Origin of the sequence: Nonomuraea antri, from assembly GCF_013283785.1 — a bacterium.
GTDB classification, from domain to species: domain Bacteria; phylum Actinomycetota; class Actinomycetes; order Streptosporangiales; family Streptosporangiaceae; genus Nonomuraea; species Nonomuraea antri.
The window spans coordinates 1-10292 of the sequence record NZ_JABCPZ010000319.1 but is presented as its reverse complement, the minus strand read 5'-3'; the positions used below and the strand labels follow the sequence as shown (position 1 = coordinate 10292).

At 70.9% G+C, this 10292-nt stretch carries 9 protein-coding genes and 3 tRNA genes; 4 read left to right on the top strand and 8 right to left on the bottom strand.

Annotated elements, in window-relative coordinates; genetic code table 11:
- Positions 1 to 114: 114 nt before the first annotated feature.
- From HII36_RS50415 to HII36_RS50400, 4 genes are all read right to left on the bottom strand, one after another.
- Positions 115 to 187, bottom strand: a tRNA-Glu gene (locus HII36_RS50415).
- A 21-nt stretch (positions 188 to 208) separates the two neighbouring features.
- Positions 209 to 284, bottom strand: a tRNA-Glu gene (locus HII36_RS50410).
- 115 nt (positions 285 to 399) lie between these two features.
- The gene (locus tag HII36_RS50405) at positions 400 to 1017 is read right to left on the bottom strand and encodes a response regulator (protein ID WP_173530527.1); all 618 of its coding nucleotides are present in this window, start codon (positions 1015 to 1017) and stop codon (positions 400 to 402) included.
- On the bottom strand, positions 1014 to 2246 hold the full coding sequence (locus HII36_RS50400; protein ID WP_217370961.1) for a sensor histidine kinase: 1233 nt from the start codon (positions 2244 to 2246) through the stop codon (positions 1014 to 1016). Before HII36_RS50400 ends, HII36_RS50405 begins: the two co-directional genes overlap by 4 nt.
- A gap of 91 nt (positions 2247 to 2337) precedes the next feature.
- On the opposite strand from HII36_RS50400, the gene HII36_RS50395 reads away from it, so the two are divergent.
- Positions 2338 to 3270 carry an alpha/beta fold hydrolase gene (locus HII36_RS50395; RefSeq protein ID WP_173530526.1) on the top strand — a complete coding sequence of 311 codons (933 nt, stop codon included), beginning with the start codon at positions 2338 to 2340 and terminating at the stop codon, positions 3268 to 3270.
- Between the two features lie 42 nt (positions 3271 to 3312).
- On the opposite strand, the gene HII36_RS50390 is transcribed toward HII36_RS50395, so the two are convergent.
- Positions 3313 to 3384, bottom strand: a tRNA-Gln gene (locus HII36_RS50390).
- Between the two features lie 166 nt (positions 3385 to 3550).
- On the opposite strand from HII36_RS50390, the gene HII36_RS50385 reads away from it, so the two are divergent.
- A complete protein-coding gene (locus tag HII36_RS50385; RefSeq protein ID WP_173530525.1) occupies positions 3551 to 5521 on the top strand; it encodes a M3 family metallopeptidase in 1971 nt (656 codons plus the stop codon).
- 22 nt (positions 5522 to 5543) lie between these two features.
- Here the strand turns inward: HII36_RS50385 and HII36_RS50380 are convergent, their stop codons facing one another.
- Positions 5544 to 6110 (bottom strand): PadR family transcriptional regulator, encoded by a 567-nt coding sequence (locus tag HII36_RS50380; RefSeq protein ID WP_173530524.1) that lies wholly within the window; start codon positions 6108 to 6110, stop codon positions 5544 to 5546.
- Positions 6111 to 6164: 54 nt separating this feature from the next.
- Between HII36_RS50380 and HII36_RS50375 the strand changes: the two genes are divergently transcribed.
- Positions 6165 to 7412: an MATE family efflux transporter gene (locus HII36_RS50375; protein WP_173530523.1), complete on the top strand. Its 1248-nt coding sequence runs from the start codon at positions 6165 to 6167 to the stop codon at positions 7410 to 7412.
- Here the strand turns inward: HII36_RS50375 and gltX are convergent.
- Positions 7306 to 8679, bottom strand: a complete 1374-nt coding sequence (gene gltX / locus HII36_RS50370; RefSeq protein WP_173530522.1) for a glutamate--tRNA ligase — start codon at positions 8677 to 8679, stop codon at positions 7306 to 7308. The two genes, HII36_RS50375 and gltX, sit on opposite strands and share 107 nt — an antisense overlap.
- Positions 8672 to 9448, bottom strand: coding sequence for a fumarylacetoacetate hydrolase family protein (locus HII36_RS50365; protein WP_173530521.1), 777 nt, complete (start codon positions 9446 to 9448; stop codon positions 8672 to 8674). The genes gltX and HII36_RS50365 overlap by 8 nt, the downstream gene beginning before the upstream one ends.
- Positions 9449 to 9655: 207 nt before the next feature.
- On the opposite strand from HII36_RS50365, the gene HII36_RS50360 reads away from it, so the two are divergent.
- Entirely contained in the window at positions 9656 to 10162 is a 507-nt protein-coding gene (locus HII36_RS50360) for an Asp23/Gls24 family envelope stress response protein (RefSeq protein ID WP_173530520.1), read from the top strand.
- Positions 10163 to 10292: the final 130 nt, after the last annotated feature.

The following is a 10292-nucleotide window of genomic DNA, read 5'->3' as shown; positions in this document are numbered from 1 at the left end:
GTGGTCCGGGTGAGGGGTGGCGGCGCGGGGTGAGGCCGGGGAGGAATGGCGTGGGTTTGGGCCGGAAATGCGAAACGCCCCGGTGCCATGAGGGCGACCGGAGCGGTGCAGATGTAGTCCCGACCGGATTCGAACCGGCGCTACCGCCTTGAGAGGGCGGCGTCCTGGGCCACTAGACGACGGGACCTTCGCGATGCTCGTGTGACAGTGGTAGTCCCGACCGGATTCGAACCGGCGCTACCGCCTTGAGAGGGCGGCGTCCTGGGCCACTAGACGACGGGACCCTGTCCACAAGCTGGTGTGCCGGGCCTCCCCGGCAACGTTGGTAACTCTACCGCACCCCGCAGACCACAACCAAACCGCTTATCAGCGCACGAGATCGGTGCAGCCGCCCGCGTGCTAGCCGAGCAGGCCGCGCCGGTAGGCCTCGCCCACGGCGGCGGCCCGGTCGCGGACGTCGAGCTTGGCGTAGACGTGCAGCAGGTGGGTCTTGACGCTGGCCTCGCTGATGAACAGCCGGGCCGCCGCCTCACGGTTGGTGGCGCCCGCGGCCACCAGGCGCAGCACCTCCAGCTCTCGCTTGCTCAGCGCGCCGCGCGCCGGTCTGCGCAGGTTGTCGGCCAGGCGTCCGGCGACCGCGGGGGCGAGCACGGTCTCGCCCCGGTGCGTGGCGCGCACGGCGCGCACCAGCTCGGCAGGCGGCGCGTCCTTGAGCAGGTAGCCGCTGGCCCCGGCCTCCAGCGCGGGCAGCACGTCGGTGTCGAACGTGGTGAGCACCAGCACCCGCGGCCCGTCGCCGCCGGTGCGCGCGCGAAGTTCACGGATGGCGGTGACCCCGTCCATGCCGGGCATGCGCAGGTCCATCAGGACGAGGTCGGGCCGCAGCTCGGCGGCCAGCCGCACGGCCGCGGCGCCGTCGCCGGCCTCGCCGACGATCTCCAGGTCGGGCTCGCCGCCGAGCGCCGCGCGCAGCCCGTCGCGGACGATCGGGTGATCGTCGGCTATCAGCACCCTCATACGTCGCCCTCCCTGATCACGCGGCCGACCGGCAGGGCGGGGACGCTCACCGCGACGGCGGTGCCCTGGCCGGGCCCGGACTCGATCTCCAGGGTGCCACCCGCCGCCCGCACCCGTTGCCGCATGTTGTCCAGGCCGAAGCCGCCATTCGCCGCCTGCGGGGCGAAACCGGCTCCGTCGTCCCGGATGTCCAGCAGGACGAGTTCGCCGGTGTAGGAGAGGGTGAGGCCCGTCCTGGTGGCTCCGGCGTGCTTGGCCACGTTCGCCAGGGCCTCCTGCGCCACTCTGAACAGGGTGGACTCCACGTCGGCGGCCAGCGGGACCGGGGTGCCCGTGACCTCCAGCGCCAGGTCGACCCCGGCGGTGCCGGCCCAGGCGCGGGCCATGCGGCCGATCGCCTCGGGCAGCCCGGAGTCCTCCAGCGGCTCTGGACGCAGCGCGCGCACCGAGCGTCTGGCCTCGGCCAGGCACTGCCTGGCCAGCCGGAGCGCCTGCGCGCGGCGGCGTCTGGCGTCGGGCTCGGCGGGTTCGGGCAGGGCTTCGAGCTGGCCGATCATGGCGACCAGGTCCTGGGCGATGGTGTCGTGGATCTCGCCGGCCATGCGGTGCCGCTCGTCCAGCACCCCGGCGTGCCTGGCGTGGTCGAGCAGTCTGGCGTGCAGTCCGGCGTTCTCGGCCAGGGCGGCGCGCAGGCGCTCGATCAGCCTGCGCCGCTTGTCGCTCTCGGCGGAGACGTACCAGCCGGCGAAGGCCAGCGGGACGGCGATGCCGCCGATCGCGGTGAGCAGCCCGGCGCGGTCGCCCGGGCCGACCTGGGCCAGCACGGTCACGGCGGCGGTCGCGGCGGCCCCGGCCAGCACCAGCCTGACGGGCAGCAGGGCGAAGGCCAGCGGGTAGCCGATCGCGGCGAACAGCACGAACGCCTCCGCCGCGCTCGTCAGCGCCCAGGCCAGGACGATGAGCCCCAGGTAGTGCCCGACGACGAGCGCACGGCGCGTCTCGCGGCGGCGGTAGAGCCACGGGATCGGCGCCAGCCACAGCGCGGCCACCGGCACCAGAACCGGCCACGCCGGCGCCACGCCCGCCTGGACGAGCGCCGGCCAGGCCGGTGCCGCACCCGCCGGCGCGGTGATCGCGGCGACGACCGTGGAGATCGCGAGCAGCCCGTAGGCGAGCGCCGGGTAGACCCAGCGTTCCCGTCCGTCGAGCCGGCCCAGGATGTCCTGCATGTATCCACCGATCGGTTGATGTCCGGCATCCACCGTACGCATCTCTGACCGGTCGATGCGTAGGGCCGCTGACCTCGGCAAACATCTAGCCATGAGCGAAACCACGCGGAGAACCGCGTTCAAGCTGGCCGCCGCGACGGGCGCCGCCGCCTGTGTCTCCGCCGCCGCCCCCGCCAAGCGGGCCGAGGACGTGACCACGTTCGTCTTCGTCACCGGGGCGGGCGGCGTGGCCAGCGGCGACGCCGAGCTGACGCTGCGCGGCCACCGCACGGTGGGCGTGAACCTGCCCGGGCACGGCCCCGCCGAGCAGTTCCACGCGGCCTACCAGGCCCCGCAGGACCTGGCGAAGCTGGCCACGCTGCCATCGCCGGTGTCGGACGTGACACTCGACGACTACGTCGAGGCCACCGTGAACACCGTGCGCAGGGTCGCCGAGCACGGCCCGGTCATCCTGGTGGGCGGCAGCATGGGCGGTTCGACGATCACCAAGGCGGCCGACGAGGTGCCCGAGCTGATCGACCGGCTGGTCTACGACAGCGCGTACTGCTGCACGAAGCTGCCCTCCCCTGCCGCCTACCTGGAGACGCCCGAGGGGAAGACCAGCCTGGGATCGGTCCTGGCCGACGGCGTGATCGCCGACCCGCGGGTGATCAAGGCGATCCGGGTGAACTGGCGTACGAACCAGCAGAAGTTCCTCAGCGCGGCCAAGGCCGCGTTCATGGCCGACGCGAGCGACGGCGAGTTCCTCGCCATGCTCAACACGCTGCTGCCGGACGAGAGCCTGCACGTGCCGAACGCGGACGCCCGGGGACGCGCCGACAGGTGGGGCCGGGTGCCCCGGGTGTACATCAGGCACACCAAGGACCGGGTGATCCCGCTCGCGCTGCAGGACCGGATGATCAAGGAGGCGGACGCGGCGACGCCGGGCAACCGGTTCAAGGTCTACTCGGTGCCGGCGACCCACGCGCCGACGGCGGCGGTGTATCGGCGGATCAGCGACATCCTCGACCGGCTGGTGAAATGAAAAAACGGACGTCTCACGTGGAGACATCCGTTCGGGTTGAAGCTGGGGTACCAGGACTCGAACCTAGACTAACTGAACCAGAATCAGTCGTGCTGCCAATTACACCATACCCCACCGCTGCGGGCCCCTCGCGGAGCTGCGCTTGGCGACGTCCGAAAGAATAGCCCAGCTCGGGGGGTAAGACCAAAACGAGGGCTCCAGCAGTTTCCCCGGACCCACACCCAGGGCCCGTCCGTGCCAAGCTGATGGGGACAAAACACCACGTGGAGGAGCCCCAGCGTTGGCCGAGAACCCGTTCTTCGCACCCAGCGGCCTGCCGTACCAGTTGCCGCCCTTCGCGGAGATCCGCGAAGAGCATTTCCTGCCCGCCTTCGAGCGCGGCATGGCCGAGCAACTGGCCGAGGTCGACGCGATCGCCGGCAACACCGAGCCGCCCACCTTCGACAACACGATCGCCGCGCTCGAGCGTTCCGGACGCGTCCTGGGCCGCACGGCGACGGTCTTCTTCAGCCTCGCCTCGTCCGACAGCACGGACGGGATCATGGAGATCGAGAAGCGGATCTCCCCCGAGCTGGCCAAGCACAGCGACGCGATCCGCTTGAACCGGGCGCTGTGGGCCCGGATCAAGCAGGTCGCGACCGACGACCAGGAAGAGGCGTGGCTGCTGGAGAAGTACCGCGAGGACTTCGTGCGGGCCGGCGCCGACCTGAGCGAGTCCGAGCAGGCGCGGCTGCGCGAGCTGAACGAGGAGTTGTCGAAGCTCTCCACCGAGTTCTCGCAGAACCTGATCAAGGCCTCGGCCGACTCGGCGCTGGTGGTGACCGACCCCAAGGAGCTCGACGGCCTCGACCCGGCGCACATCGAGTCGCTGCGCAAGGACGACGGCACCTACGTGCTGCCGCTGCTGAACTTCACCAACCAGCCTGGCCTGGCCAGGCTCACCGACCGCGACGTGCGCCGCAGGCTGTACGAGCTGAGCGTGGCGCGGGCGCCGCAGAACTTCGAGCTGGGCGCCAGGATGGCCGTGCTGCGGGCCGAGCGGGCCGCGCTGCTCGGCTTCCCGAACCACGCCGCCTACTCCGTGACCGACCAGACGGCCAAGACCGTCGAGGCGGTCGAGGAGATGCTCGGCCAGCTCGTCGCCCCGGCCGTGCGCAACGCGCGCAAGGAGGCCGAGGCGCTGGCCGAGCAGGCCGGGTTCGAGATCGAGCCGTGGGACTGGTCGTTCTACGCCGAGAAGGTGCGCCAGGCCCGCTACGAGTTCGACGCCGAGGCCACCCGGCCGTACTTCGAGCTGGACCGGGTCCTGCGCGACGGCATCTTCTACGCCGCCACCCGGCTGTACGGCATCACCTTCACCGAGCGTCCCGACCTGGCCGGCTACCACCCGGACGTGCGGATCTTCGAGGTGTTCGACGAGGACGGCGGCGCGCTCGGCCTGTTCGCGCTCGACCCGTACGCCCGGGCCACCAAGCGGGGCGGCGCGTGGATGAACAACCTGGTCGACCAGTCGTACCTGTTCGACGAGAAGCCCGTGGTGATGAACAACCTCAACCTCACCAAGCCGGCGTCGGGGGCGACGCTGCTGACGTACGACGAGGTGAACACCGCCTTCCACGAGTTCGGTCACGCGCTGCACGGCCTGTTCTCCGCGGTGCGCTACCCGCGCGTGTCGGGCACGAATGTGCCGCGCGACTTCGTGGAGTACCCGTCGCAGGTCAACGAGATGTGGGTGACCTGGCCCGAGGTGCTGGCGAACTACGCCAAGCACCACGAGACGGGCGAGCCGATGCCGGCCGGGCTGGTGGCCAAGCTGAAGGCGGCCGAGCAGTTCAACCAGGGGTTCAAGACGGTCGAGTACCTGGCGGCGACGCTGCTCGACTGGGCCTGGCACAAGCTGGCAGAAGGCGCCGAGGTGCCCGACGCGGAGGCGTTCGAGACCGCCGCGCTGGAGGCGGCCGGGATCGCGGTGCGCGAGGTGCCGCCGCGCTACCGGACGAACTACTTCGCCCACATCTTCGCCGGCGGCTACAGCGCGGGCTACTACTCCTACATCTGGAGCGAGGTGCTCGACGCGGAGAGCGTGGCGTGGTTCACCGAGAACGGCGGCCTGACCAGGGCGAACGGTGACCACTTCCGGCGCGAGCTGCTGTCGCGCGGCGGCGGGATGGACCCGCTGACCGCCTTCGGCAACTTCCGCGGCCGGGCCGCGAGCATCGAGCCGCTGCTCGCCCGCCGCGGCCTCGGGTAACCGGCCTCGCGTAAGGGGCGCCTCAGGGGGCGGCGGCGTCGCCGTCCCCTGGCTGGTCGAGTTCGGCCAGCCGCCGGTTGAGCCATTCCCGCTCGGCCCTGCTCGACGCCCTGGCGATCTCCAGCATGCCCCTGCGGTACGGGTCGGGCTCGTCCTTCATCTTGACCGGCCGCCCGCCCGCGTGGAAGAAGCTGGCCGGCGCCTCCAGGAAGGCCAGGCGGCGGCGCAGCACCTCGGCCTGGGCCTGCCTGCCGGGCAGCGCCGACAGGAACGTCAGCAGCGCGAAGAAGCGCGTCTGGTCGCTGATGTCCAGGTCGGCGGGGTCGCCCAGCCTTTCGAGAAGTTCTTTCCTGCCCTGCGGGGTGATGGTGAGCACCTGCCTGCGTGCCGCCGCCGACCCCTCCTCCTCGTGCCGTTCGAGCAGGCCCTTGCCCTCCAGCCGGGAGATGGCCGGGTAGAGCGCGCCGTCGCTGATCGGGCGCAGGTGGCCGGTGAGCGCCGACAGGCGGGCCTTGAGCTCGTAGCCGTGCATGGGCCGCTCGTTCAGGAACCCCAGGATGGTGAGGCTCAGGTCACCGCCGCTTGCCATAGGTACATCTTAACGCTATACCTCTAAACGAGATACAACGAAACGAGGTATGTGGTGTTCAGGCTGGCCCTGCCCATCTACGTGGAACTCCTCACCGCCGTCGTCGCCGTCGGGGTGATCGACCTGCTCTGGGTGGCCGGGCTCGGCGAAGCGGCGATCGCCGCCGTCACCGTCGCGACCACCGTCGAGTACCTGGCCTACGGGCTGTTCCTGGCGGTGCCGACCGGCGTGACCGTCCTGGTCGGGCGGCGGGACGGGAATGCCCCGCTGGCCCCGGTGATCAGGACCGGATGGCTGCTCTGGGCCCTCTTCTCGGCCGCCATCGCGATCCCCGGCGTGCTGCTGCGCGAGCCGCTGGCCGCGCTGTTCACCGACGATCCCGGGCCGACCGCGGACTTCTTCCTGATCACGCTGGCCGGGCTGCCGGTGTACTTCGCCCAGACGGTCGTGGACGGCGTGCTGAAGGGCAAAGGTGACACCAGGACGCCGATGCGGCACGCGCTCGTCTGCAACGTCCTGGTGGTCGTCCTGGACCCGCTGTTCATCTACGGGCTCGGCCTCGGGGTTCAGGGCGCGGCCGTGGCGACGGTGCTCGCCAGGGCCGTCACGCTGGCGATCTCACTGCCGCGCCTGCATGGCGTGTCCGCGCCGGGCGCCGGCCGCGTACCACGGGAACTGCTGGCGACCGGGCTGCCCATGTCGGGAGACTTCCTGGCCCGCGCGCTCGCCGGCATGGTGCTGGTGGAGCTGGTGTCCGGGTTCGGCACGGCGCAGGTGGCCGGTTACGGCATCGGGCAGAAGATCATGCTGGCCGGCGTGATGGTCTTCTACGCCCTGCGCCAGGCCGCGATGATCCGGACGGCGCGCGCGGAGCCCACCGGCTCGCCGCTGTGGGCCGGGCTCGGCGCGGGCGCGGCCGTGGCGGTCGTGCTCAACCTGGTCGCCGCGCCGGCCGCCGCGCTGTTCACCGACGACACCGCCGCGGCCGTGGGCTTCCTGCGCTGGATGACGCTGTATCTGGTGCCGTTCGGCGGGCTGATCGCCGTGGGCGGGGCGCTGCAGGCGAGCGGGAGGGGCAGCAGGCTGCTGGCCGCCACGTCGGCGGGCTTCGCCGTCCAGCTGCCCCTCGCCTACGCGCTGAGCTCGTGGCTCGGGGTGACGGGAGTGTGGATCTCGATGGCCGCGGGCGCGGCCGTCAGCCTCGCAGGCGCGCTAGCGCCGCGCGGATCCGCTCCTGCGCGCGCTCGCGGCCGAGCACCTCGATCGACTCGAACAGCGGCAGGCCCACGGTCCGGCCGGTGACCGCGACGCGGACGGGCGCCTGCGCCTTGCCCAGCTTGAGCCCGTGCGCGGCGCCGACCTCCTCCAGCGCCTCCTTGAGCGACTCGGGCTCCCAGCTCACCGTCTCAAGCCGGGCCAGGTAGCCGCCGAGGATCTCCTCCGGGGCGTTCTTCATCGCCTTGTCCCAGGACGCCTGGTCGAAGACGGGCTCGTCGAGGAAGAGGAAGTCGACGTTCTGCCTGATCTCCGACAGCACCGCGATGCGGGTCTGGGCCAGCGAGGCGACCTTGCTGAACAGCTCGCGGTCCCACGAGGCGTCGAGGTAGGGCGCGCAGCGCTCCTCGAACGTCTCCAGCGGCAGCGCCCGGATGTACTCGCCGTTGAACGCGCGCAGCTTCTTCTCGTCGAAGAACGCGCTGGAGGAGTTGACGTCCTCGAGTTCGAACAGCGGCACCATCTCCGCCCACGGCATGATCTCGCGGTCGTCGCCGGGGCCCCAGCCGAGCAGCATGAGGTAGTTGACCATGGCCTCGGCCAGGTAGCCCTCGGCCCGGTAGTCCTCCAGCGCCACCTTGTCGCGGCGCTTGGACAGCTTCTTGCGCTGCTCGTTGACGATCACCGGCAGGTGCGCCCAGACCGGCGGGGTGGCGCCCAGGGCCGGCCAGAGCAGCACCTGCTTGGCCGCGTTGCCCAGGTGCTCCTCGCCGCGCACCACGTGGGTGATGTTCTGGGTGATGTCGTCGACCGCGTTGGCCAGCACGTACAGCGGGGAGCCGTCGGTGCGGGCGATGACGAAGTCCTCCTGCGCCTCGTTCGGGAACTCCACGTTGCCGCGGATGAGGTCTTCCACCAGCGTGACGCCGTCGTCGGGGGTGCGGAAGCGCACCGCGCCCTCGGTCAGGCCGCGCTCGCGGCAGTAGCCGTCGTAGCCCTTGTGCTCCGAGCCGGTACGCGCGACCAGCGACTCACGGGTGCAGTCGCAGTGGTACGCCTTGCCGTCGGCCAGCAGCTTGGCCACGGCCTCGCGGTGCTGCGGCTCGTACGCCGACTGGAAGTAGGGGCCCTCGAAGACCGGGTTGGTGCCGTTGATGCCGATCCAGTCGAGCGCCGAGATGATGCCCTCGGTCCACTCCGGACGGTTCCTCGTGGCGTCGGTGTCCTCGATGCGCAGCACGAACCGGCCGCCGGACTGTTCGGCCAGCGCCCAGTTGAACAGCGCCGTGCGGGCGCCGCCGACGTGGAACATGCCGGTTGGGGACGGGGCGAAGCGCACCCGCAGATCAGTCACGAGAGACCACCTTGTTCGTCAGAGTACCGATGCCTTCGATGCCCACGCTGACCTCGTCGCCGATCTCCAGCGGGCCGACGCCCGCCGGGGTGCCGGTCAGGATCACGTCGCCGGGGATCAGCGTCATGACCGCGCTGACGTAGGCGACCAGCGCCGGGATGTCGTTGATGAGCTGGCTGGTGCGGCCGGACTGGCGCACCTCGCCGTTGACCGTCGTGGTGAGCGCGAGGTCGCTCGGGTCGAGGTCGGTCTGGATCCACGGCCCGAGCGGGCAGAACGTGTCGAAGCCCTTGGCCCGGGTGAACTGCACGTCCTTCTTCTGCAGGTCTCGCGCGGTGACGTCGTTGGCGCAGGTGTAGCCGAAGATGACGTCCTTGACCCGCTCGACCGGCACCTCGCGGCACAGCCGGCCGATCACCACGGCCAGCTCGCCCTCGAAGTCGACGCGGTCGGACAGCGTCGTCGGGTACGCGATGGCCTCGCCGTGGCCGATCACCGACGTGGACGGCTTCATGAAGATGAGCGGCTCGTCGGGAACCTCGTTGCCCAGCTCGCGAGCGTGCTCGGCGTAGTTCCTGCCGATGGCGACGACCTTGCTCGGCAACATCGGGGCCAGCAGCTTCACCTGGGACAGCGCGAACCGTTCGCCGGTGAACTGCACCTGGCCGAACGGGTGGCCGGAGATCGCGGAGATGAACTCCTCGCCCGGGCCGCCTTCGACCACGCCGAACGTCACGCCTTCGCCTGTGGAGAACCTCGCTATACGCACCCGACAAGGCTATCGCCGCCGTCACGAGGGTCGGCCCATGGCGCCGGCGCCCGTCAATGCGGGCGGGCGGTGTGAATGCCCTCGTAACGACCAAGTCAGGAACCTTCCACAATCCGGCCTAGAGTCCGTTTTGTTGTGCATGGTCCGTTCAGCAGCGGTTACGTGTGGTTCTTGGAGAGACTTTCAAAACCTCGGGGGGTGACGGACATGTCGGACACGATGGTCAGCAAGGCCTCAGCCGTGCCGCGAGCCAGAACGCAGGAGTCCGGACAGGGCAGCGCACTGGTCACCGACCAGGGCACCACCAGCATCGACGACTCGGTCGTCGCCAAGATCGCCGGACTGGCGGCCAGGGAGGTGTCCGGCATCCACGACATGGGCGGCGGCGCGTCGCGGGCGTTCAGCAGCGTGCGCGGCATGGTCGGCGGCGAGCGCAGCGTCACGCAGGGAGTGTCGGTGGAGGTGGGCGAGCGGCAGGCGGCCGTGGACCTGGACCTGGTGGCCGAGTACGGCACCGCGATCCCCGACCTGGCCGCGGCCGTGCGCAAGAACGTCATCGCCGCCGTCGAGCGGATGTGCGGGCTCGAGGTGACCGAGGTGAACATCAGGATCGACGACGTGCACCTGCCCGAGCAGGACAAGGACAAGGACCGGGACCGCGGCGACAACCGGGGCCGGGGCGACGGCGACGGCCAGGAGCGCCGGGTCCAATGACCGGCGGCTCGTCCGGCGCCTCGTCCGGTGGGGGCTCGGACGCGGCCACGCCCGGCCCTTCGGCCTCCGCCCCGCCCGCACCCGGCGCCTCACCCCTGTCTCTTATACACAACTGACGCTGCCGACGACC